Source organism: Flavobacteriales bacterium (assembly GCA_020435415.1).
Classification (GTDB): Bacteria; Bacteroidota; Bacteroidia; order JACJYZ01; family JACJYZ01; genus JACJYZ01.
Genome location: JAGQZQ010000004.1, coordinates 16,097 through 41,758, shown reverse-complemented (window position 1 = coordinate 41,758; position 25,662 = coordinate 16,097). Strand labels below are relative to the sequence as shown.

Below are 25,662 nucleotides of genomic sequence, written 5' to 3'. Positions count from 1 at the left end.
CCCCAGGTATGCAGGCACTAAAAAAGGTCTTGGTCATTACCTATTACTGGCCTCCTTCCGGTGGGTCAGGTGTGCAACGCTGGTTGAAGTTCGTCAAGTACTTACCATCATGTGGCTGGACTCCCGTGGTGTATGCACCTGACGGCGGAGAGATGCCGGTTGAAGATCATTCCCTGGAGAAAGACATTCCACCGGGCACGGAGATAATAAGACAACCCATTTGGGAGCCCTACGAACTATATAAGAAATGGAGTGGGCGAAAGGGAGAGAAAGTGAATACCGGTTTTCTCAGCGAGAACAAAAAACCGGGACTGGCGGATAAAATCGCGATATGGGTCAGGGGCAATCTGTTCATTCCTGATGCACGCCGTTTCTGGATCAAACCTTCCATCAGGTTCCTCCGGCAATATCTCAGGGATAACCCGGTGGATGCCATCGTGACCACGGGTCCTCCACACAGTATGCACCTGATCGGGAGAGCACTGAAGAAACACACGGGACTGCCCTGGATCGCAGATTTCAGGGATCCATGGACCAACATCGATTTTTATCAAGATCTGATGCTGACCCGGTATGCCGACCGGCTCCACCACAAACTGGAACGGGCAGTACTTACAGAGGCCGATTGTGTCATATCCGTCGGGCCTACTTTGGGAAAGGAACTACAAGCATTGGGTGCAAAGCGTGTCGAAGTCATCACCAACGGATATGATGAAGATGATTATCCCGTCAGCCCTTCGCAACCGGACGCAAAGTTCAGCATTGCCCATGTGGGCACAATGGTCAAGACCCGCAACCCAGTAGCTTTATGGAAAGCCTTGCAACAGTTGATCACGGAGCAACCGGCCTTTGCATCAGATCTGGAGATCAAGTTGGTTGGTAAGGTTGATCTATCCGTGATGGCCTCGATCAAAGAACATGGTCTCACCCCCTACTTACGAAAGATCGATTACCTGCCACATGAGGAAGCCATCATTGAACTTACCCGGTCCCGCCTACTGTTGCTGGTATTGAACGATACACCGAATGCCAGGGGAATTCTTACCGGAAAATTTTTCGAGTACCTGGGTGCAAAGCGCCCGGTTCTGTGCATTGGTGATCCGGAAGGGGATGTAGGAAAAATACTGGCGAATATGGGGGCCGAAGCGATGGCATGTTTACAGGATGAGGCCAATATCAAAACCTTTATTCAGCGGTTGTATGTAAGTCGGAGCACGGCTGTTGAGATCAACATTGATCTATTCTCGAGAAGACAGCTAACCCGTACACTGTCTCAAGTTATAAAAGAATTTACCGGATGATCAGGCTTGGTGCACTAATCCGTTGCCCGATGACTAGAATGTGTCATAATCTCCACCTGTAAGATTCAATGATTCCAAAACATAGTCCTTATCGAACGGATAATACATCAATGGCAGATCATCCACAGCTTTGAAGTATTCAGACAATTGTTTATCCCATGCCGAGCCTGGTGAAACGATAAACACTACCTGCCTGAATCCCCACCGCCCTGCCAAACGTTTCAAGTGCTTGATGGTCTGAAGAAGGTCTTTCTTTTCACAAGAGAGATCACCTACCTTCATCCTGGTGTCAAATCCGACCCAGGCTTTCCCGTACCTTCCGATGTCCAGGCAAACAGAACCTAGATTCGCCTTATATTTAAGGTATGACTGGCTACGTGGAATACCATTAACGTCAACTTTAATATCGGATGGGAATGTCCCCTGTCGTTTTTTTGCTGCACCAAGGATCGATTGGTAATAAAATGACTTTAGCAGCTTCACTTTCCAGAACACTTCAGATAAAGGCAGGGTGGCCACGGGAAATATATATTTCTTCATCAACCCTAGTTCAAGCCAGTTTAACTTATTCTTGAAGCCGGGGTATGAATTTTTATTCGGCCACCCAAAGACAAGTTTAGCCCCTTCCTTCGCGGCAAGCTCATAGGTCATTTTAGCCAGCTTAATGAATAATCCTCTGCCACGGTAGTCAGAATGAGTCATGGTATCCGCTGATTGTACTGCGATCACATCCTTCCCTTTGATGGTCATTGGTACTGGTAACACAGCGTAATGTGCTGCCGGCTTATCTCCATCAAACGCAAAATATCCGATATATGACATTCCGAATTCTTCGGTATCATACTTATTCCTGATTTTGTCTATGCCTATCCTGACACCAAAACACTCCTGAAATAACCATTGAAAATCCTCAAAGTGATCGGGTCCGATCCTTTTAAAGGTCAATGAAGTACTTTCTTTTGTTTCAAGAGAAACCATCTTTGCTGAAACTTTTGTACAAGTGAATGATATTGGAATAATAGTTTGTTGTAGAACTGATGCCGTGACGGGGCAGGATACTTTGATCTTCTGAATCGCCTGGCAATAAATATCTCACGGCGCATAAATTTTCATATCCCGCATCCAGACAATATTTCTTGATTCTCTCATCATAATTACCATCGGGAAAAGCAATAGAGACAACTTTCTTATTTATAGCCTCTTCTAGGATCTCCCGAGATTTGGTTATTTCAGAAAATGCATCTTCCGGTGGAATCATGGCAAGGTTATAATGATGATGTGCGTGGGACGCGATTTCTACATATTCGCAATCTGCCATTTCCTTTATCTGGGCCCTGTTTAGCAATTTCCATTGGGTTTTATCAACCCTTGTCAGCAGCTCATCAAAACTAAATTTCTCTCTCACAAAGTCGATAAAATTTGTTCTACTGTCGTAGCCCATATGCTTTATGTAATCACTGAGGTATTGATGTTTCTCATTATCTCTCCAATCATATCCATATGGGGTAAAATGATACCCCCCATGGCTTATGGTTCTTCCCGATTCAACCCTGAGAACATCACAAAGGTCCGGCCACAATATGGCGTTTTCCTCTTCCAGGCATACAGAAGACACAAAGAATGTTACCGGAACCTGATGCTTCTTTATCAAAGGAAAAGCATGAGTAAAGTTATTCTCAAAACCATCATCAAAGGTTATAGCAATAGTATCTCCAGAAAACGGCTGACCACTGCGATATGCTTTGAACATCGTATCCAAGGAAACAATTCTAAAATTTTTCTTTAAATATTCGAGGTGCCGGTCAAATCGTGTTTCTGAAATATGTCTACCGTTATAACGCAACCCTCCGTCATTATTAACACCATGATACATCAGCACCATACCTCTTCTGCCATCCTTGTATAAAAGCTTATGGATACCTGTTTCATAGACAAGAGGAAACACCAAATTGCGTGCAATCCATTTAGCTGGTGTCATTTGAAAGTCGATTGTTGATATATTAGCAAATATCTACAAATTCAAAATACGGCACGAATAAATATCGGCACAGGGAACCATGTTGTTTCAATAGTATTGAAACAACATCGTGATTTTGCGATTACCTTACAAATATAGGTTAGATGAATATTCTATTTCTCACATTCTGGTATCCAACCCAAGAGTTACCCGGTAAAGGTATTTTTATTCAGGAACAGGCTATCACCATTGCAAAAACGGGTGTAAACATTCATGTTGTTCACGTTTGCATCCAAAAAGGTTCCGGGTTATTTTCTATTGAATACCGAAGTGAAACAGTAGCTGATCTGCCTACAACAAGAATAATTATCAGCTCTATGCTGTGGAAGGGTTACTACTACTTTAGTCGTTTCTTTTATAAAATTGTTGAACGAAGGGTGTTTAAACTGGCGGAGGCAGGAAGATTTGATATGATCCATTCTAACGTTGTCTTCCCTGCCGGAATCTTCGGCGATCGGCTTTCGAAAAAAATGGGGATCCCTCACATTATTAGTGAACACTGGTCAGGCCTGAACAAGTTTTTTACCACCCATCTGGATAAGAATAGGGGGCGTCAGGCGTATAATCGAACTGCTGCAATCTTAGCTGTTTCTGATTTCCTGAGAGAAGCAATAAAACCATTCGTAAATGATCCGGCAAAAATTTCCATTGTCCCCAATGTCGTGCCCCAGGAGACATTCCACTTCAAAGCTAAAAAACCTGACACTGATAGACCCATTCGTTTTATTGCGGTAGCAAATTGGACCAGGGGAAAGGTTCAGTTCAAATTCCCGGAACTGGTTATCCAGGCTATAGGTAACATTCACAAAAGCCACCCCGGTTATAAAATTGAACTGGAGTTCATCGGATCCGGAAATATGATCGATGCAATGAAAAAACAGGCAAGCGACCTTGGGATCAAAGCCATATTCTCAGGGCAAAAACCCAAAAGCTATATTGCTCAGAAAATGCAATCTTCGGATTTTCTTCTGCACCCTACACTTTATGAAACATTCAGTGTGGTCATTGCCGAGTCACTAATGTGTGGCCTTCCTGTCATCGCATCTGAGGTAGCTGCCATTCCTGAATTAATCAACGAAGAAAATGGTGTACTCACAAAAAATGATGTCCCGTCATGGGAATCCGCAATCCTTCAGGCAATGACCAGAACCTTCGACAGGGCAATGATCGCAAGTACAGTAGCTAACAAATTCAGTCAGAATTCTGTTGGTCATCAAATTAGCAGCATTTATACGAGTGTATTAGAAAGGATAAAGTAGTTAGTTATGCGTGCGTCCCAATCCTTAAATAGCAATCATAGTAAAAACATGCAGATAAATAAATATCTTTGAATGATGGGTATCACTTGACTGTCATTCTTGTATATCAGATATCATCTAGTCGTCATCCTAAAAACATGATATGAAAGACATTGTTCTCTGCATGCTTTTTTTGCTTGTCCAGGTAGTAAACGGACAAACAACGGTGTCGATTATTGCAGATTACGATGCTGCGATTGGATATCATGACAATTACAATACCGCAAATAATAATTATGGTGATGCTGTTCAAAATCCTGCATACATCATACCCGGAGCCTCGGGAGGATTAAACGAGAACCGGGCATCGATCCACTTTGATCTTTCAGGAATACCAAATGGGGCAACCATAACCAGTGCTAATCTGAATTTGTATGCCTTAGGACCTGTTGGTACATTACCCGGTCATACAGGACAGAACAACAGCGCCTTGTTACAAAGAGTCACACAAAATTGGCAGGACAATACCGTTTCATGGAATTCACAACCGACCACGACCAGTCAAAATGAAGTAACACTGCCTGTGTCCACCAGCTCGGTGCAGGATTATCCGCCATAGATGTGCGATCGTTGGTTCAGGATATGTACTCAGGCGACAATTTTGGTTTCCTGCTAAGGCTTGTTGATGAAACTCCGTCCAATGCTCTATTGTTCTGCTCCATAGATGTCGCAGATAGTACAAAACATCCCACACTGGAAGTTTGTTATGCAACGGAAAGTGGGATATTCGGAAACGAAAAAGATGTTGAAGAACTGAGTATATTCCCGAATCCGTCTACCGGTGGTATTTCTGTAAAAATTCCTTCTAACTTTCATAACGAAAATAATACCGTTCTGGAAGTGTACACCATATCCGGAGTGCGTGTTCAATCAATTCAGGTAAGTCGTGATAGGGTATCCATTGATCTGTCAAATCTGCAACCTGGTTTTTACCTTGTTAAAGTAATCTCAAACAAAGGGATAGCCATTGGCAGAATTGAATTGATCACTCAATAAATACAATATCACCCGCTATTCTCGAGGATGATCTAAGTCGCACCATCAATAGATGCTGGATGAATGAGTCATGCGTCTACCCGCTGAATCCATACAATCTCCCAGCCTTTGTATTAAACCATTCCGAAATAAATTACTATGGTTATCTTTAATCGGGATTTGAAGGTGCTTATGGATTGACAAATACTTACCCAAAGATGCTACAACTGATTTACAGGATCATATATTCCGAGAACATAAATTATGTTTTAAGAAATATTAATAAACTTCTGAGTCCCTTTCTTCCCAATTCGATACGGATACCGCCATCCGGAATTATCAAAGCGAAGAACAGCAACGGAAATAGCATTAAATTCAGCTTAAATCAAAGTTCAGGGTTCGGATCGGTTATTTTTTGGGATGGATACCAAACCTTTGAGTATACCGCCATCTTTATAAAGCTCATTAAGAAAGTTCACTCATTTTATGATATTGGTGCTAACCTCGGGTATTACACATTAATTGCCGCATCCGAGAACAGTGGTATCCGAATTGTATGTTTCGAGCCGGCTACAGGTCCGGCATTTTACCTGAACCGCAATATTACCATTAATGGCATATCCAATATTACAGTGGAAGCAATTGCCCTATCAAACATTGAAGGCACCATCGATTTTTATGAGATTCGCAATAAAAAATACAAATTCCTGGAGCACTGTCTGGCTGGAGAAAGTAACGCGGGAAGCATAACGACCGGCAGAAATTTTCACATCTCGAAAGTCAGGACTACTACCCTGGATCAATACGTTGCAACAAACAACGAACGGGAAATAGATCTTATTAAAATGGATACTGAAGGAACAGAACATCTCATTCTATCCAAATCGACAATGGTATTAACCCAGATGAAACCCATAATTATTTGCGAGACCTTATTTAATGTGATCGAAGAACAGCTGGAAGAAATCATGACTGGTTTTGGATATGAGTTTTATAATCACATTGGAACGGGCTTAAAAAAGGTAACCTCAATCAAGAGAACACAGGATGACGGCGTAAGGAATTGTTTTTTTGTTCATCCAAGCAAAAAACACCTTATCGAGGAATTTATTAGTGTTGAATAACGGATTCAAAAAACTTTGGCACTGGCATACCCCTTCACTCAATGGGTACGATGTACAACACACGACCATCAGGACCAATCCCATACCGGCACACGACCCAGATCATCCGTCTCAAACGAAAACCGTGTGGTTCCGATCTGCAGCCCGATATCCTCCAATACAAATTCAAACCTTCGGGACTTTTGCAGTGAAGCCTTTGGGAAGGCCAGCAGCATTTCAGTGCCGCCGGTCATGCCATACATGCGGGGATAGATAAAATCCGCCAGATGCACAGTATCCTTATGATCTGATATGATGTAAACGAAACGCCCCATATCGAAAGACAATCGTTCAATCATTTGTGTAAATACAGTGCGGTCGGACAGACTGGCATGAGCCACTTCTTTGTTGTTGACGGACATACTCAGGATGAAGTAATGGAAATCCGAATAAGGTGCACGCGCTGAATCGATGGCTTCCTGCGTGATCCGCTCCCGGTCCCTCAGGTCCCGTTCCACCAACAGGTCCACCGGGCGGTAGGTCAGACTGATCCTTGCATTTCCCACTTCACGTTGTTTGGTAAGACCGTGTTCCGCATCCCGGAGATATTCCTGAAGTTCCTGCTTCGTCACGGTATCTCCGGAACCACAGGAAACCAACAATACACATCCTGCAAACAGGAAACCGATCAGCGAAAAGTATGCTGTAAAAACCCGGCCTGGCAACCACATGACCGGAAGACTACCCCACACGCGAGGCAACTTTAAACCTTAGACCTTGAACCTTAAACATACCTATTCCTCCCCGTTCAACATTTTCAGCACCTCATCGGTGACATTGATGGCCTCATCCGCATAGACCACGTTTCCCATATTTGTGGCGCCCATGATGATGCGGTAGTGATGTTCCTTGCCCCAGTCCTTGATAAGGGTGTTCATTTGCTGGATCACCTCGCCCTGGTATTTTTGTTCTTCCTCACGGTATTTCTGTTGCATGGCTTCGGTGTATTGGCGGTATTGCTGATCTTTGGTATTCAACAATTCTTCCATCAGTTTCAACTCACTTTCGGATAATGAGGCACGTTTCTTCTCATACTCCTGAAGTTTGCGCTGCATTTCAGCGCCCAGGGTATCGACATTGTCCTGCCATAATTTAGCCTTTTGTTCAAAGGCGGCGCGGGCTTCTTTCATGGCCTTGTATTCCAGGACCAGGCGGGTATTCTCCACGTATGCTATTTTATCACCTGAAGTAAATCCGAAGAAATATAAGGATGTCGACAGCAAAAGTGCGGCGACGCTTAACGTGAGGGTTACTTTGTTCATCATTGCATGGTTATTCTATGGTTGCCGGCCAAAGTTATACTTATAATCACTCACCTTGACAAAGCCCCCGGTCTCACCTGCCTTATCGGCAAACTCCCTTTTCACCTCCACCAGGCGACCGGCGGGATCATAGCGGTATGTGGTGGCGAAGTTCTCGTTATCAAGGGTAGCCACAACCTGGCCTGTGAGTTCATCGTAAACCGTAGACGTCATCGGTGCATCAATGGGACGGAAGCGGAAATCATCAAAGTAGGCCGCCTTGCTTCCGGGATTCCAGAGATAGACGCGTACATCGTCATGGGCATTGCCTCCCGAGGATACATAATTGGAAGGGATGGCCACATCCAGGTTCAGCAGGTACCAGTCGCCGGCCTTGATGGCATTGGTTGAGCTTTTGGAAATGCTGAACGGTGTCTCCCCGTTAGGTGCATTTGTACCGCTGACGTGCACGACCAATGTTGCCTCATCGGGGCTGTTCTTATGCACCCAAACGCTGGCGCGGTAAGTGCGGCCCCGCTCAATATTATCCGTATTACCGGGGGTATATTTGACAATGTATGCAGGGCCATATTGTCCGGCGGACACCTTCGCAACATAGCTACCGGTGTGTGCCAGTACTTCGCGTGTATTGCGCATCTGGCCGTTGGTGATCTCGCTGTCGAAGAGCGTGACGCCGGTGGCGGGGCTGTATGATTGCTCAAAACCGGAGGAGGCCATACTGTTATAATCAGCGCCCGCGGCAGAAGCAACCATATGAATTCCCGTGGCATCCAGGCGGGTGGAAGCGTAATTGCCATTGATATCCTTCACTTCCAGAGGATGCGAATAATGATTGTAGCGGGTGATCTCACTGGCTACGAGCCAGCCTTTGGCTTCGTTGGCGACTTCCTCTCCGGGCGTCCAATCAAAGTCATCGGCGCCGGTATAGCCGTTGATATCCGCCACCCCGGTATTGGATGCATTCATGAGGAGGCCCTTGCGTTCGTCGTCCAGCAATGATTTATATATATAGCTTTTATACTTGCGCCATACGGGCGTTTGGGATGCAGAAGTTCCTTTGTCCTCGTAGGCTTTCTTGCTGGCATTGTATTCCCGGTAATTCCATTCATCATTCCAGGTCTGGACGGAGGCGGCAATGGGCTTCCACGCCCCATCCACTTTGGTGTAGAGGTACTGGGCACCTTCCTGGGTGAGCATATTCTTGTTGTTGATGTCATCCACTTTGGAACCCATTGCATCATATATTTTGTATGCCGGCACGGACATGGTCTTGTACTCATCCCCGAAGGAATTCCTGTACTCCGTTTCCAATACATTGCCCGTCAGAAAATCATAGGCCGTGTTGGTGATGGTTTTGGACTGACCTTTTTCGGTAAGGATAACGGATTGAAGGATTGATGGATACGTAACCTTGGTTGTGCGTAAGAATTTATCAGCTGCTGACCAGTGCGTTTCACCATCCTCTGTATACTGATAACGTACACGGTCGCAAAGTAACGTGCTCTCAGTAAATTGCCCGATATAATCATACTTTGCCAGATCACTTTGCTTCCCATCCCAATAATTGTACTTTACGCTTTTATAGGTATTGCTCCGTTTATCAAGTTCCTTTACCTCCTCCAGCTGACCTATACGTGATGTGTAATTTTTTATTATATGACTGGCAACCGTGACACTACCATTGGTTAACTCAGTACCGTAAGTCTTGGTATACAGTTTGAGCATTTCATGATGCGGTACAGCAAACGTATATTCGCTTCTTGTCAGATAATCATTCTCATCATCACCTTCAAACTGTCCTTGAAGAATGTCCACATATTGATACAATACGGGTGTTTGAGGACAATCATAAAGGTCATAGATTTCAAGATCTTCTCCTCGGTCAAGCTCTGATTCCATGGAACATACGCCAGAACTCACCCCATCCGACCGATGATTCTGGGTATATATATACCGTGTCTGGCTCTCATGTCCTTCGGTATTACTCGCTGTAATTTTGGAGACCCTTAAATCCCCGCCGTACTTTTTCTTAGGCGTAATCAAAATATAGGAAGAATACGGGAAGTTCACCGTTTTATTCGAACAATCAATAGCATCACTTATCTTGAAGTAATCATTTCCAACCTCGGTTACGGTTTGATTAACCACAAATGATTGAGGCAAACCATGGTTACAAGTTGCGAATGCATGAACTTCAATTTCATCTCCAGCCTCCAGCAAACCGTCTTTTAAGTCTCCATATGCCGAATAAAAGACGGTCTTTGTCTTATTATTATAGTTACTCGCATTCAGGGGAACTTTGATCTTAACCGGATAGCCACTCACCTGGCTGTAGGTGTCGCGCTCATAGTCGATTTCAACAGTTGAGCCCAGCGGAGTTTCTATCTTTGTCAGTGACCATGCTATTCCTGCATTTTCCGGATGTCTTCCTTCCATGTGGTTCTCTCCGGAGGGCTTATACATTCCCCAGGCATCATAGTGGTTCAGTCGATAGTTCGGATTTTCACCACTGTAATAGAATTTATAAGCAGGCATGGCCCGGACATCCTTTCTGCCATAAACTTTCACCTCTTTTAAAGTAAGTTTACCATCTTTCCCTGTATATGTAGGTAAGGTTCCGTCCATCCATGAACGATCTGCCGTATTCAGGTCAAATGAATTCAGTGTTTCTTTGCATAATGAATAGTCCATTTCAAACTCTATCCTGCTCAATTGGTTGTATCTGAGAAAGATTCTAATGTCCGAAGTAATATCTTCGCTATCCAACACATAATCGAAGGTATCTCCATTTTCAATCTTGCTGTTATTCTCGGCCCCCACCGCCCAGTGTAATCCTTTTCCTCCATCACCAACTTGTGTCAGCAAGTGGTAGTCCTCGTTTCTAAGAACAATAACTTCTTTTAGTTTAAGACTTGACGAAGGAAGTAATATCTCAGGATAATCATATTTTGAACTGGACGCAGCGTTAATATTCGGGTTAATATCGGGCTGATATATATTATAACTCCCTCTGCCATCTTTTCTTAAATCTTTAATAAACAGTGCGGTATGACTACGGGTTGAGATCGTATTCAGGTAGTAGGTTTCTTTTAATCCTGTGGTATAAGAAGCCCCATCCGACGTATTCGTAAAACCCCAATAAGGGAACCTCCATTTGTATTGTGAAGCAAACCTGCCATAGTCCAGTTTAACCCAATAACCCCAATCATGTTCATCAATATAATGGTTGGCATCCTTCTTAAGCAACCCACCTCCCCGATCAACAAAATCGGGTCCGGTGATGGCCGTGAGTAACCACGTCACCGCATAAGGTTCATCCATAGAAACCGTTGAGAAGCTACCATCACCTGTGCCTTTTTTTGATAACGAATGTTGCTTTACATTATATACAGGCAGTGAATAGTGGAACACCATGCCATCTTCCCTGGTTATCGAAAAGCCACCGATACCTGCGACCGGAAGAGACTGTCTGAACTCTTCTCTTGTTTGCTGTTGTCCGCTCATATAATGCTGATCGTTCTCCGGGGGAAGGAAGTCCACAAAACCCGTGAGATCGACCAATTGTACGGCATATTCGGACGCTATTTCCTTATTGGTAAAATAACTTATATGCCTTGCGCCGGCCAAATGCCTGTTTTTTAACCCCTCGGCAGGAGCGCGATCTGGTTCTGCCTGATAACCATTGTATACGTATTCATCTCTGATTTTATAATTTCTTATGTTGGGCCTAGTACCTGCAGGATCGTTAATGGCATATGCAATACCTGAAAAATCGTCATCGGATTCCACAAAGCGTGTATCATACGTTTCTTCATGTGCACTTCCCGCATGATATCTGTAAGCATTAGCCACCTCGCCGACGTACTTGAACTGTACAGGATTTTCCCAGAATTCCAAGCCACCGTAAAAATTCTCCTCCTTAAACTTCACCGGCTGATACCTGCTGATATCCAATGCCTGATTAGGGAATGCCAGGGTTCCTATATCCAGTCTGTATGGTGTAATCGAGCCGCTGATTCCACCACCCATTACATTATAATTATCATACGCAATGCTCGTTGGAGTATAGGACTTATGATAAGAATCCTCCACGGTCATATGCATATCGCTGGCTTCAAAACTTCCAAAAGGCTTGGCAGGTTCGTAGTCAGAGTCAAAACGTTCGCCCCGGTGTATATAGGTACTGGGAGTCTGCGCATTCGGTGCTGCAATATGCGTTCCGAGGTACATGGAACCCTTCATGGTATGATCCGCTTTCAGGTTCAGATAGTACTTCCAGTCACTCAAAGAAAAGAAGGGCGGATTCCTCGTGCTCGATTCGAATTTCCATCCGTTCATGTTGGCTATATTGGATGTTCGGCCTGACATGAGAGAGTTCAATCCCATCCCGGTAAACTCACTTACTGCCAAACCCATAACTTCACTTGTTATCGCTGCAGAGGTTGTTGCGCCAGCTGCTACCGTGGCTGCCGCAGAAGCTCCGGCAGATAATACCGTCATAGCTGCCATTGCTATACCCACGGGATCCACCTTTACACCTTCATCATTCAATGTTACACCCACCAAAGTCAATCCGGCATCGTTACCGAATCCGACCCTGACCAAACTTCCCAGGCCTATTGAAACGCCTGTTCCTTCTTCGGAATGGTTAGTGAAAGTAAAGAGGGGCATCGAAACAACCGAGCCATTTGCACCCGGATCCCATGCCGTAACCAGTTGCCGTTCGGTGACTGCATCATCCGGATACTGAGAAATATTTCTTACAATAGCTCCGGGATTGAGGCTCCAGCCTAAGCCCACCCAGGATGCTTCCTGGTTTGTCTGAATACCTCCGTGATATGACAAGGGCATAGAGAAACCTCCTTCAGGTCCGGGTACAAATACGGTGGGTATAGACCATGTGAAGTTACCGGTTATCAGGTTGACCATATCCGAAGAGCTATTACTCTCGTAATTTGCGTATTCCTGTTGATGCATATTGTTGGTAAGTGCCAGGGAGACGGTGGGGGCTACGGCCGCTTCGGTCATGACCAGAGCAAAGGCAACCGCCAGGATACGGCGAATAAAACGAGGTATGATCATATTACTTCAGGGATTTTCAGGAGTTCGTTTATCTGCTTTCTTGTTATTGTCTGAAGCGCTTATAAAATGAATGAGCGATGCCATGGCCACACCGAAAGCGGCGATGCCGAACAATACCCTTGCGGTTTCCTGTCCATCTGAAACAGACTGCATGGACATATCCCCCGGAATAGCGGCATATGACCCACTCAACGCGCTGGACATGATCAGCCATGTATTGGCGGTCTTTCTTTGTTTTTGTGCTTTAATACGGTAGTCCTCAGCACTCATCCCGCTCTTATCACGCACAGGCAGGTCCTGCGCCGCCTGTGCGGTATCTGCTACCGTGGAAGGGATGGTTGCCGGGGTATCATTCTGGGCGTATGCAAAGGATACCGTCAGCATAAAAACCGGAACAAAAACACGTATGCTATTTCCTATATTCATTGCTTCAATAGTGCTCATTGTTAAAAACCGGGGCACTCTCAGGTTTCAATGGTAACATCAGCATAGTTAATTATGTATATACTCTTCTTTTTTTGTTATTTAATTTGTCCATTCATCACTAGCGTTTGGCGCGGATTGCAAATCCGCGCCAGCGTAGGGTTTTTCGTCTTAACGATTCGCACTTTGACACCTATATACTGCCCCATCAAAAGTGTATTCAAAATATAACACCCCATACCTCTCACCCACAACTAATTTTTCGAACAATGGTGCCACTGATGCAGCAGTTTGACCTATTAAATATTGATTGCTCGAACTATCACTATGATTTGTCTTATTTTTATACACTTGTTCAAACCCTTTAAGATCGTATAAATGCAAAGTATCCTTCAAAGCATAATCATAAATAATGCTATTCTTTTCAAGCAAATGATATCGAAGATAGGGTACTGCTAAAAGTTCGGTTTTCTGTTCAGGATTATTAAAATCAAATAAGCGCAAAGGGCTGTTAACAGTAAAACCAGGAGGTACACCAATAGCATCTCTAAACTCAACGACATTATTATTAAGACGAAGAAAGTAGGTTGTACCTATGCTATCAATGTAGTCACTCAAAACAGCTGAAGTATCTAGTGCATATCTAAATTCTATAGTATTTCCAAAACGGAATGGATACCAAACATCCCCTCCCAACAACATAGGTTCTTTAGACAAATACAGGGGCATTTCTGTTATTTTCAGTAAATCCTCACTACCAGCTCGTGGAACAAAAACATAACAAAGACAAGTTTGCTGTTCCGGCATCTGCGGAAATGGTCTTTGAATATTATTTGAATTTACCGATGGTACCCCGAGCATTATAATGTAAAGCAAAAGATATCGCATCATACTTATCGATTAAATGGTTGCATTAACAGCAATTATTAATAAATCTTTATTTATCTATATTTAGGTAAATTCTGAACTTTAACAATTCTTCTCGGCTGGGTTAACAATATCGTTTTCCCCAAGACATAATGGACCTGCTTTGAGATCACTTTACTAATAGGTTCAGGTGATGCATTCCAGGTTAACAATTGTGTAAGCTGATTGTAAGCCTTCGAGCCAGCATCAGTTAGTGTAGCCAAATCACGGGTTTCCTTTAACAAATATCCATCAGGTGATCTTGCTATTCCATGATTACCATATGCATTATGCCCAAGCGTCTCTGTCTCAGCCACCGTTCTGTTTCTATCTTCCCAGAAATTGGAGAAGACATGGGCATCTAGTTCATGTGCCAAAACAAAAGTTACAAGGAGAGCTTGATACTTTGCATCTTTCTCCTCCAAAAAATTACTACTAACTCTGATAAGGTGATACTCTTGATCACTGCGTATCTCTGTATTAAATCCACCAACAGTACGAAAGTGTTCCTCTGTTCCAACTGGTAAATTTAGTGTACTTCCAGCAGTTCCTATTACACCAAATTTAATATAGATATGCTTTGTAGGACTCGTCATATACTCCCTTAATTTGCCTATATTAGCTCCTGGGAGTTGACTATATAAATTTATTGCATTCAATAGTAGTTCTTCATTCCCACCAATTATATGAATATATCTTCCATCCCCGTCAACTCCCGCAATCGGCACATTCCCCATCCCCACATACGGGCTATGAAACTGCTTTGCCTGATCCGGGTTCATCCATCTTCCCAACCGGCTATCAAAACCGCGGTATTGGAAGGCTCCCATCTCCACCCCACTTTCCGCTTCCCCTTCCTGGCCCTGGTAGGTGTAGCGGTAACCGTTATCATAGCTGTGTTCGGCACCCGGCATCACCATGCCAAAGGGATAGTAGTCCGCAATGCTTAAGATCTCCGCCGTGTAACCCTGGGTACCCAGGCCGGGGCCGGTGATAAGCAGGTTGTCAAGATAGACCTCCGATGGATTGGCCGATGAGTTCACGAACTTGATGCGTGTGGTCGTGGTCAGAGCGGTAAACGTCATCTCATTCACGCCATCCGTGATCGCATGGTAACCTAAGATATCCGTGGAGGCGCCGCATTTGCGTGGTTCTATGCCAATGACACCGGAAACCATGTCCGCATCCAGGCGGATGATATACTCCTCACCCACTTCCGTTGATATCGAGAAATGAATACCTTCAAACACAGGAGTGATGACCAGATCCATGCGCTTACCATCCGGGCCATCCACCAGATCCGCCGTCACACCGGAACCTGATGCCCAGGTTCCATCCACACAAATGCCTGCTTCTTCATCAATCCCTTCAAAATCTTCAAAATAGAATTCCTCGTCTTCCTGTTTCTCGCCGCTCACCGTCACCCGCACATTGCCCAGGTGGTCCGTCAGTTCATACACATACACCTCAAGCCCTACATCATAAATACCCAACCGGCCAGAACCATAGAGCGAGATCTCCGTTTGTTCCAGATCACCTCCGTCACGTTCATAAATGGCCAGGGTGTTGCCGCTTGCATCACGGGCATACCAGGTGTATTTCGGACCGCTGTGATCTGTCTTCAGAATACGGAAGCCCGTTTCATCATATGCATAGGTCACCTTCGGGGAGGTGTGAGAGGCATCATTGTAAACACCTGTCACCTGTCCGGCAAGGTTGTAGGTATAGTAAAGTCCTTCTTCCAGGTCTTCGGCCAGCTGGCCTATATCATTATAAACATAGTCTGTACCGCTATGTTCGTCATCATAGTCCATGGAATAGTTGCCTGCCGTCACCGGATCGTCCACCTTCTGCAAGCGGTTGCCCGTGCGGGTCTGACCATGCAGGTCAAAGGTATTGTAGTGGTAGGTGAACTCGTCCATGCTTTGGGTGCCTCCGTAGCCGTTGCGGTTCAGGGTTTGCAGGTTGCCGTTCTTGTCGTAGGTGATGTTCCACACCTTGTAGTTGTCCGTGCCTGTTTTCATTTCGGTCGCCTGATCAAAGGTACCGAAATCCGCGCCGGTAATCCAGTAGCGGTGGTCATAGTTGTAGGAGTACATCCACTGCTCACCCGTCGGCGGGGCAGCGCTGGCGTAGGCATTCTGCCAGCGTTGCGATTTGATGTTGCCGTTGTAATAGCTGACGTCGGAGCTCAGGCCGCTGACCAGATCGGTGTAGCTGCGTTGGTAGTCGTTGTCGTAATAATCCAGCGCCATACCAAAAGCATCCTTTCCGAAAGCTGCGTGTTCACCTCCGTAGCCATCACGCCCGGGGTCTTTTCCGGCATCCAGATCAGGATGGTTGATGGCTTTCAGCCAGCCGTTGATGTTGTAGGTATAGTCGATGCCCTGGACATCGCCGCCCAGTTCGGTGCGTTTGAGCGGACCGTGCACATAATAGGCATAGGTCGCTTCCGCATGGTCACCCAGGCTGGCGCCATATTGGTCATAGCGCCGGGATGCCACTTCGCTGAGGCGGTTGTCCTTATCGTATTCATAGAGGTGCACGAAACGTTCGTTGTCCGTACCTGAGCTCTCCTGCTGGTATTCCACCTCGCTCACCGTTCCGGAGCGGTTGTACGTATAGTTGGTGGTCAGCAATTTGTGACCGGTACCGGAAGTTGTCATGCCTTCCACCTGTTGGGCTGTCCATTCCACACGGCCCTGTTCATCATAGCTGTACCATGTGGTGGACAGGCCTTCCTTTTCTGTTTTGGAGACCTTGCCCAGAAGGTAGCGTTGGCTGTATGTGCTTCCGAGTTCCGTATTCACAGATGCGATGCCGGCATCGTCCGCCACATCAAAAGTTGTGGTGATCACTTCGGAACAGTAGCTGTCGTTCAGTCCGTCAAGGACTTCCAGCACGGAGGCATCCGTTGCGGCGGTACACGGACTGCAACCTCCGGGTGCACTGTGTTCCCCCTGATGGTTCTGGAAGTAGACACCCGCACCGGATGAAGGAGATTCATATTCACCTGACTCCACCAACCGGCCGAAACGATCGTAGCTGAAGTAGGTAAACTTATCTTCAGAAGCCTGACGGGCATCCTGTGAGAAACGGATCTGTCCGTCCCTCCGGTACACGAATTCCGTTTTCCCTTCATCGGGTGTCACGGAAGACAATTGCTGGCCCAGGGAATTGTACTCAAAATGCGTGGCCTGGGCATGTTGCGGCAGGCCGGGGATGTTATGCACCGAGGCATTCAGAGACAGTTTCATACCGTCCAGCAGATCGTAGTCGAAGGTTTCAAGTTTTCCACCGATGGTATAATCAAACTCCTTCATAGAAACCACTTTTACATAAACCTGGGTGGTGGTTTCCATCAGGTCCTGATCGATGACAGCCCATTCAACGGCAGCGGTGTTGGTACCGAGGCTATTGGGATCACTCCGGAAGGTCCATTCGGGTGTTTTACCTTCATGGTGATAGGCGTAAAAGACGAGGTCATCCCGGATAAGTGCACCCTGTGCATCATTGCAGTACAGCGCCACCTCGATCTCATACTTGGGCCCTTCCGGTATGGGTTTGTCAGCACCGCAGGCCAGGCACCACTCACCACTTCCACGGTCAATGGCAATGGCTTCTTTGCCCCATGCCCCCATGCGGGAACATTTGTTTTCCGCATCACTGATGGCCGCCGCCTCACTACCGGTGAAGCACCAGGCACCCGGACCGCAATCACATCCCGGATCAGGTCCCTGGGCCAGCGGATCATCTTCATCTATAACCCCGAAACCGGTCACATCCGAAGGGACTGTATTCACCGTGGTCGTGCCGAAGGCTAACCTGCCGGAAGTGAGTCCGGGGTTTTGCGGATCGGATATGACCACGTTGGATTTGGACAGGGTCACGACCAGGTTGGCAAACGAACTTCCGGACGGATCAACGGCAGTGGCAAGATCCAGTGTAAAACCGGCAGCCTGTTTGTTGCTGACTCCCCACATACCACTGCCGGCATTAAAACTTTCGCTTTTCTTCCGCTTGCTTACCACAACGGATTTAGGGTCATAAGTATCATCGATGCCAATAGGCGGAATGATGGAGGACAGACGACCGGCCCGGTCATAATAGTAAGCGGTGAAGTCGTGGTAGTTCAGGTTGTAGGTCACCGGAAGCGCACCGCTGTAGTCGTTGTAATCCGTTACATGAATGATGCGGTAGAAGCCGGGGTCGAGGTATGGTTTTCCGCCGCTGAAGTTCACGGATCCGTTGACCTTCACGAGCTCATCGGTTTCCAGGTCAAGGATGTTGTAGATAAGATCCTGGCCGGAAGTCAGCTCCAGCGACGACTCGCAACCTTCCGGCAGGTGAATGTCGATGCAACGCTTTCCTTTCTGGAACGACTCCTGTACTTTCTGTGTCCGTACGTTGGCGCCATCCACACTGCCGCTGCGACAGGCAGCCACCATTTTGCCGTCATAATCGGTGAAGCTCACCGTTTCGATGCCGTTCGGGTCCACGGAGATATGCTTCATCACCTTGTAGGTTGCCTGGAAATTCCCGGCCACCGGCGTGCCGTGGGTATCGAAGTAATCTACGGTCCACCCGTTGGCATAACCGAAGACATAGTGCAATTCACCGGAAGCGGGCATGGAGAAGGCCACACCTTCACGTCCCTTACCCATTCGCAACTCATCGCCTACTGCCGAGACCCGTTTGACCTGGCCCGGGTTGTTGTCATCATATTCCACCCGGGAATACGGATAGCTGCTCACATCCACGTGGGACTCCAGGGTGTTGTTATCGCTGTAGTACCACCCCAGTGTACCAATATCAAAAGCACTGCCCCGAACGGCCCTCGGGTTGTTCACCGTACCATAAGTGCCCGCCTGGGCAATATGATCATCGGAATTGTCGAAGTCATTCGTATTGTACTTACCTCCGTCCGGGTTTACCACGAACTTTTGCTTGTAGCACAGATGGCTGCTGTTGATCGGAGCCGGCAGTGTTTGTCCCACTCGACGCCCCAGGTCATCATACATCGGTTCGGCAGCCAGTACCACATTCTCAGTCATATTCTTAACCAGCCCCTGAATGGGTCTTCCCATATAATCGCTGATACTTTTCGATTCTGCGATCACATTGCCCTGGCCGGTTCCATAGCCGTTGAAGAACCGCGAAGAAGACCAGTTCATATCCAGGTTGCATGGAGGGAATGCCGGACCCGGTGTTTCATACCCACCGATCGCCCCCACTTCAGCGCCATCATTGAACAGATGAATTTGCACGTGAAGCACCAGGTCGGTGTTAGGATAAGAATTGTAAAATGCCTCTCCGTTGTTTCTGTATACCACTTCACTGCCTATGCGTTCGATGCTCAGCACATCGCCGGCTTCCGCTGTGGCCATCAGGCCCAGGTTTATACCGGCCTCCATCACAAACACCTCACCACTGTCGATCAGGATGGCATGATCCAGGCTATCGTAAGGTGCACCGGATTGTGAAAGACCGAAAATATATGTATCCGTTTCGGTGGTCATGGAGAATTCCGCATAGCCGTCGCCACCGCTGTCGATGGAGTCTTCAGAAATTGCGTATGCATCCGTCCAGTCGCCATCCGTACCCGACTTTGTAATGTCACCATCCACAATACTCACGTTGGCGGAAGAGGCCCAGGTAAACAAATGCCATGTGGTATCCGACAGAAGCGTAATGGGGCATGTTCCGCCGTATGAAGACAGCTCACCGGCAACAAGGGAACGCACTTCCACATTGTAAGAATAACCGTAAGACCAGCCTGAAACGCTATCCAGCGGCAGGATACCTGCACCCGTGGTATCCGTATACAGTTCATCAAAGGCCAGGTCTGTATTGTAAATATGAAAATCGTATTCCGTGGCACCGGTCACCGGCTCGGCATAGACCGCATCGGTGGTATCCAGGTTCACGGCGTAGCAACCCTCTGCATCCAGCGAAGTGACCGGAATATCGGCCAGCATGGCGATGGTGCATGCGGCACCCCAATCGGACGTATCCGCACCTGAGACCACCTTCACATACACATCATAAGCGTTGCCATAACCGAGGTCTTCGATGTCACCCAGTACGAGGCCGCCTCCGACACTGTCGATGTAAGTGAACAATTCCGCCGTGGCCGAGTCCTCGAGCTCGAAGAGGTAGCGGGTGGCCCCGGCGATCTCATCCACCGAGAGCACATTATCCAGTGAAAGGTCGCGTTTACTGCAATCGGTGGATGTAAGTGTGGTGGACGGCACCTCATCCGGTGTCCGTATTTTACATGTATCACCCCAGGCGGAAGTATCGCCGGCCACATAAGTGCGCACCGCCACGAGGTAGGTCTTTTTATAAAAGAGACTGTCCACCTCTCCGAGGAACAGCAATGGATTGCCGTCATCATTCATATAGGTGGTGGCAAAGGCCGTGGCGGAATCCATGATGGCGAACTCATAGCGCCAGGCTGCTCCGACCGTATCAGCGGTTACCGTATCATTCAGCGCAACACCTGAACTATCGCACCATTGCTCCTGCAATTGTGTTGTCGGATGGTCGATGATACCGATATGGCAGGTATCGCCGTATGCGGAGGTATCGTCACCGGCATATGTCCGGATAAACACACGGTACGTATGGCCATAGGTCATGCTATCCACATCCGCCAGAATGAGCAATCCGTCGGCATCGTTGCGGAAATGCGTTTGGGTGTAAGTAGCACCGGTCACCGTATCCTCGATCACGAACTCATAGATCGAAGCGCCCGGTACAATATCAGCCGCCAACGTATCAGACAGACTAATATCATTGCTATCGCACCAAAAAATATTCAGTTGGGTTGTGGGATGTTCGATCAGCGTTATCTCACAGGTGTCGCCCCAGGCACTGATTTCTTCACCAACAATCGACTGCACACTGACCAGGTAGGTACGACCGTAAGTCAATCCCTCCACATCCACAAGCGGTAGCTTGCCATCGGAAGAATCACGCATATGGAATGCTTTGAACTCCTGCCCGGTCACCGTATCCTCGATGGCAAACAGGTAGGCGCTTGCTTTTGCTATGGTATCCACCTGCAGCGTATCTCCGATCTCGACATCCGTGGCATCGCACCATGTGGTTGATAATTTCGTAACGGGATGCGATTCGATAGATATTGTACAGGTACTGCCATAGTATGTGGTATCACCACCCAGGACGGCTCTCACCCGAACCTCGTACACGGTCCCGTATTCAAGGCTATCCACTTCACCCAGCGGCAGCATGCCATCGGTATCGTCACGCCACCAGGTGGTGGTGAAGCTGGACGCGGTATCCGCAAGGATAAATCCGTAAGCAGTGGCACCGGTAAGAAGGTCTGCATAAAGGGTATCTGTAATACCTGCATTCATGGTATCGCAGTACAATGCTGCCAACTGCGTGGCCGTATCCGTTCGAAGGTAGCATGTTCCACCGAACTGGGCCGTATCTTCATCCATCACCACGCGTACCCTGACAGCATAGGTTACAGGATTGGCAAGGCCTTCCACATCGGCCAGGATCAGTTTACCATCTCCATAGGGTCTTATATAAGAAAGCGTATCATCCGCTGCGGTATCCACCAGCATGAACAGGTATTGATCGGCACCCACAACAAGATCCGAATACACGATGGCATCACGCGAGATATTGAGTGAATCACAGAAACTGTCATGAAGCTTGGTCACCGGAATGCTATCGAACATACTTACGAGACAGGTATCCCCGAAGGCGGTTGTATCTCCCCCGATCACGGCCTTTACGCTCACGGCATAGGTGGTGGCATATTTCAGCCCGGGTACATCCAACAAAGGTATACGGGGGGTATCATCAAAAATGGTATCGGAGACCATAAATTCGGAGGCCGTCACCGTATCCTCGAAGAAGAAAATGTAAGTCTTTGCGCCACCGATGGCTTCCGCCTCCAGGGTATCGGCCATGGATACGCCGATGGAGTCGCACCAGTAATCGGTAAGTTGTGTAACGGGAAGATCGGTCAGGCCGAAATAACAGGTATCGCCATAAGCGGAGGTATCTGCTCCCACCACGGTAGCCACTTTCACGCCATAGGTTATTCCATAACGGGCACTGTCGAGATCGTGCAAAGGAAGAAGTCCGTCATAGCTGTACCGGTAAAAAGTTTCCGTGTAGGTACCTGCAGCAGCGGTATCCCAGACAAAGAACTGATAGGTATGTGCACCATCCACTTCCTCGGCTTGCAGGGTATCCGCCAGGGTAATGTCCTCCACGTCGCACCATGTCTCGTTGATATTTGTCAGCGGGTGTTCGATAAAAGTAACCAGACAGGTATCGCCATACTCGCCTTCATAACTACCTACGATGGGTGCGACACGCACATAATAGGTGGCACCGTATTCCAGTCCCGTGGCCTGCAGCAAGGGCAACACCGCATCCGTGCTGTCCACCACCACTTTTCCGATATAGCCGGTGGTGTCGACCGAGTTGGTATCCTCAAAAAAGAATACATAAGAAGTGGCACCGACCACGGGGTCTGCCTCAAGGGTATCGCTCATCACAAAGTCTGTCACATCGCAGTCTTCCGTGATCAATTTGGTCAGTGGTTGCTCGATCAGCATCAGGGAGCAGGTGTCACCGTAGTTGGCTGTGTCACTTTCCACGATGGTACGCACCAGCACCTGGTAGGTCTTATTGTACCTGAGGCCTTCAACACTATCCAGCACCAGAATCCCGTGTGTTGCATCTATGACATATGACAAGCGGAAATTGGTGGTATCATCTATAAAAGTAAACTCATACCCCGTACCAAGTGGAACAGTATCCGCCACCAGGCTATCCTGGAGATTCATGAGCTTATCGCAGTCATCCGTGATGAGCTGGGTCCTGGGCAGAAGTTTGATCCGGCAGGTATCCCCCCACTGTGCGGTATCGTTATTGATGGCGGCCCGGACAATGACATCGTAAAGCACGTTGTATTCAAGATCCGTCAGTTCATTGAGGTCGAGGAGACCGTCGGCATTTTCCCTTGTATAGGTCTCGCTATATGCTGAATCCGCATTCTCCACTTTGAATTGATAAACCGAGGCGCCAGGCACCAGTTCGGCATAAACTTCATCGTCAAAATCCAGTTGGTAATTATAGCATGCGTTCTCGTCAAGTATTGTTACCGGCACACTATCAAGAAGGGTTATCATACATGTATCTCCATATGCAGAAGTATCCGTGCCGACAATGGTCCTGACAGCAATGCTGTAAGTTGAATCGAATAAAAGTGCATGAATATCGGACAGCGGGAATTTTCCATCGGTATTGCCCCGGGTGTATACGGTATCGATCTCCCCACCTTTGAACAGATGGAACTGGTATTTCTCTGCGCCAGCTACGATATCTGCCAGCAGCGTATCACCAATACTGATACCGGAGCTGTCACAGTACTGCACCTGAAGTTTGGTAATGGGATGTATATCGAGTCCGATGTAGCAGGTATCGCCGTATGCGGACGTGTCCAACCCTACAATACTTTTTGCCGTGACCAGGTATGTGACACCATATTCCAGACCATCCACATCGTCAAGTGCGAGGCGGTATGTATCATTGGTATACTCGGCAGTAAATGTGGCGCCGGTGGCGGTATCTTCAAAATAAAACTGGTAGTGGAGTGCACCGGGCACAATCTCTGCTTCCACGGTGTCTGCCAGTGTCAGATCATTTGCGGGGCACCATTCACTTTGCAGTTTGGTGAGGGGATGATCAATGAGTTCAATGTGACAGGTATCTCCCCATGTAATGGTATCCTCACCCACAAAATAACGAACCGCCACACGATAGGTGATACCATACTCCAGGCTGTCCATAGCAATCAAGGGCAACTTACCATCCCTGCTGTTACGCACATAGGTTTTGCTGTAAGTAGCTGCGGTAGCTGTATCTTCAACAAGAAACTCATAGCCTTTCGCGCCTGGCACAACCTGGGCCTGGAGGGTATCGGCAATGCTGACATCATCCACATCACACCATGTTGACGTTAATGAAGTAGGAGCGAATTCATCAAAAATAATATCACAGGTATCACCATATGCACCCAGCTTTTCTCCTACCAGAACCCGGACCTGTACCTGGTATGTACTTCCGTACTTCAATCCGCTGACCAGTGAAAGCGGCAATGACACATCATCGCGAACAACATACCTGGCAAAACCTGTGCTATCAAAAATGTAGAACTCATAACTGGTCACACCGCTGACCGTATCAGCAAGGAGTGTATCCGAGAGTGTGAGGCCCGCCATATCACAAAAAGCACTTTGCAGATTGGTGGTGGGGATCACACTGGCGAGAGTGAAAGAGCCAAACGCGGTCACTGCAGCGGGTGACTGGATCGTACCGTTGTCAGCATCTCCCGAAGTTGATCCGATGCCCAGGTTGGCCCATATGGAATCTCCTTGCCAATAGGCGATTCTGACATCAGAGGATTTGGAAATGTCACAACTATTCGTGTTCCATCCGAGGGTGATGGTCACATCCGAACTTCCGGATGTCCGGTTCAGATTCCAGAATTCACAAGTACTTAGGTAGTTTAATGAATCATCCTTTTCAAAACCGAGATCCTGTTCATAATCAAAATATTCTGCCACGTATGCATCGGTGGCGGAAGCGGGTGCGGTGATGACCAACGGTTGATAGCTATCTCTTCTTCCCAGTGGAAAAGTAAATGCTTCGTCGCCGATCTTTTTCATCGGCCCCTGCACGAAACTGCTGCCATTACCTCCGGTGGCACCGGCGTCATCATTCATGATCAGGTAATTGGAAGCAGAAGTGATCAGCACACCACCGGAAAGCAACAAACTATCCATGATAGTGATTGTTGTATCTGCTTCCACGGCATTATCGGATTTTCCCAGACGAAGTTTATAAAACTCCGTCGGGGTAACTCCAGTAACATACTGCTTGTATCCACCAAAAAATTCTACGGCACCATTTCCGCTTTGATCGCTAAAGCCAGGATTATCTGCATTATTTGTCCAATCTCCTTTCAGGCGAAGTGTACCACGGAGATCAAACTCTCCGCTTTTCTTGTTCACAACATCACCATGTACCTGAAGCTTTACGCCATGATACAATTTGATGCGCGCCCCATTATTACTGAGCTGTGCCTGCACGGGTCCTGTCAGAAGGAAGAAACATCCCAGACAAATAAGGAAACGTTGGTATATGGTGGTAAGGAACATCATCTGTGGCGATAGGCGATGG

General features: G+C 47.2%; 13 protein-coding genes. 5 read left to right on the top strand and 8 right to left on the bottom strand.

Translation table 11 applies throughout. The features are described from left to right. Positions 1-8: 8 nt before the first annotated feature. On the top strand, positions 9-1,301 hold the full coding sequence (locus tag KDD36_01585) for a glycosyltransferase family 4 protein (protein ID MCB0395312.1): 1,293 nt from the start codon (positions 9-11) through the stop codon (positions 1,299-1,301). A 33-nt stretch (positions 1,302-1,334) separates the two neighbouring features. On the opposite strand, the gene KDD36_01580 is transcribed toward KDD36_01585, so the two are convergent. Then, positions 1,335-2,279 (bottom strand): GNAT family N-acetyltransferase, encoded by a 945-nt coding sequence (locus KDD36_01580; GenBank protein MCB0395311.1) that lies wholly within the window; start codon positions 2,277-2,279, stop codon positions 1,335-1,337. Then, complete coding sequence (locus tag KDD36_01575) at positions 2,266-3,279, bottom strand: polysaccharide deacetylase family protein (GenBank protein ID MCB0395310.1); 1,014 nt, start codon at positions 3,277-3,279, stop codon at positions 2,266-2,268. The genes KDD36_01580 and KDD36_01575 overlap by 14 nt, the downstream gene beginning before the upstream one ends. Positions 3,280-3,422: 143 nt before the next feature. Between KDD36_01575 and KDD36_01570 the strand changes: the two genes are divergently transcribed. The 4 genes from KDD36_01570 (at position 3,423) to KDD36_01555 (ending at position 6,715) form a co-directional block, all read left to right on the top strand. Continuing rightward, positions 3,423-4,577, top strand: coding sequence for a glycosyltransferase (locus KDD36_01570; GenBank protein ID MCB0395309.1), 1,155 nt, complete (start codon positions 3,423-3,425; stop codon positions 4,575-4,577). A 142-nt stretch (positions 4,578-4,719) separates the two neighbouring features. Next, complete coding sequence (locus tag KDD36_01565) at positions 4,720-5,175, top strand: DNRLRE domain-containing protein (GenBank protein MCB0395308.1); 456 nt, start codon at positions 4,720-4,722, stop codon at positions 5,173-5,175. Between the two features lie 2 nt (positions 5,176-5,177). After that, positions 5,178-5,612 carry a T9SS type A sorting domain-containing protein gene (locus KDD36_01560; protein ID MCB0395307.1) on the top strand — a complete coding sequence of 145 codons (435 nt, stop codon included), beginning with the start codon at positions 5,178-5,180 and terminating at the stop codon, positions 5,610-5,612. A gap of 197 nt (positions 5,613-5,809) precedes the next feature. Beyond that, positions 5,810-6,715 carry an FkbM family methyltransferase gene (locus KDD36_01555; protein ID MCB0395306.1) on the top strand — a complete coding sequence of 302 codons (906 nt, stop codon included), beginning with the start codon at positions 5,810-5,812 and terminating at the stop codon, positions 6,713-6,715. A 68-nt stretch (positions 6,716-6,783) separates the two neighbouring features. On the opposite strand, the gene KDD36_01550 is transcribed toward KDD36_01555, so the two are convergent. From KDD36_01550 to KDD36_01525, 6 genes are all read right to left on the bottom strand, one after another. Next, positions 6,784-7,446: a hypothetical protein gene (locus KDD36_01550; GenBank protein ID MCB0395305.1), complete on the bottom strand. Its 663-nt coding sequence runs from the start codon at positions 7,444-7,446 to the stop codon at positions 6,784-6,786. A 42-nt stretch (positions 7,447-7,488) separates the two neighbouring features. Further along, the gene (locus KDD36_01545; protein MCB0395304.1) at positions 7,489-8,016 is read right to left on the bottom strand and encodes an OmpH family outer membrane protein; all 528 of its coding nucleotides are present in this window, start codon (positions 8,014-8,016) and stop codon (positions 7,489-7,491) included. A gap of 15 nt (positions 8,017-8,031) precedes the next feature. Then, positions 8,032-13,098: a hypothetical protein gene (locus KDD36_01540; protein ID MCB0395303.1), complete on the bottom strand. Its 5,067-nt coding sequence runs from the start codon at positions 13,096-13,098 to the stop codon at positions 8,032-8,034. Positions 13,099-13,104: 6 nt separating this feature from the next. After that, positions 13,105-13,542: a hypothetical protein gene (locus KDD36_01535; GenBank protein ID MCB0395302.1), complete on the bottom strand. Its 438-nt coding sequence runs from the start codon at positions 13,540-13,542 to the stop codon at positions 13,105-13,107. Positions 13,543-13,692: 150 nt separating this feature from the next. Beyond that, positions 13,693-14,412 (bottom strand): hypothetical protein, encoded by a 720-nt coding sequence (locus KDD36_01530; protein ID MCB0395301.1) that lies wholly within the window; start codon positions 14,410-14,412, stop codon positions 13,693-13,695. A gap of 50 nt (positions 14,413-14,462) precedes the next feature. Continuing rightward, on the bottom strand, positions 14,463-25,643 hold the full coding sequence (locus tag KDD36_01525; GenBank protein ID MCB0395300.1) for a hypothetical protein: 11,181 nt from the start codon (positions 25,641-25,643) through the stop codon (positions 14,463-14,465). Positions 25,644-25,662: the final 19 nt, after the last annotated feature.

Excerpts from the sequence above, each read along its gene's own strand:
- KDD36_01530 (MCB0395301.1), bottom strand. The coding sequence starts at position 14,412 with ATGATGCGATATCTTTTGCTTTACATTATAATGCTCGGGGTACCATCG.
- KDD36_01540 (MCB0395303.1), bottom strand. The coding sequence starts at position 13,098 with ATGATCATACCTCGTTTTATTCGCCGTATCCTGGCGGTTGCCTTTGCT.
- KDD36_01565 (MCB0395308.1), top strand. The coding sequence starts at position 4,720 with ATGAAAGACATTGTTCTCTGCATGCTTTTTTTGCTTGTCCAGGTAGTA.
- KDD36_01585 (MCB0395312.1), top strand. The coding sequence starts at position 9 with ATGCAGGCACTAAAAAAGGTCTTGGTCATTACCTATTACTGGCCTCCT.
- KDD36_01555 (MCB0395306.1), top strand. The coding sequence starts at position 5,810 with ATGCTACAACTGATTTACAGGATCATATATTCCGAGAACATAAATTAT.
- KDD36_01525 (MCB0395300.1), bottom strand. The coding sequence starts at position 25,643 with ATGATGTTCCTTACCACCATATACCAACGTTTCCTTATTTGTCTGGGA.
- KDD36_01545 (MCB0395304.1), bottom strand. The coding sequence starts at position 8,016 with ATGAACAAAGTAACCCTCACGTTAAGCGTCGCCGCACTTTTGCTGTCG.
- KDD36_01580 (MCB0395311.1), bottom strand. The coding sequence starts at position 2,279 with ATGGTTTCTCTTGAAACAAAAGAAAGTACTTCATTGACCTTTAAAAGG.
- KDD36_01570 (MCB0395309.1), top strand. The coding sequence starts at position 3,423 with ATGAATATTCTATTTCTCACATTCTGGTATCCAACCCAAGAGTTACCC.
- KDD36_01575 (MCB0395310.1), bottom strand. The coding sequence starts at position 3,279 with ATGACACCAGCTAAATGGATTGCACGCAATTTGGTGTTTCCTCTTGTC.
- KDD36_01535 (MCB0395302.1), bottom strand. The coding sequence starts at position 13,542 with ATGAGCACTATTGAAGCAATGAATATAGGAAATAGCATACGTGTTTTT.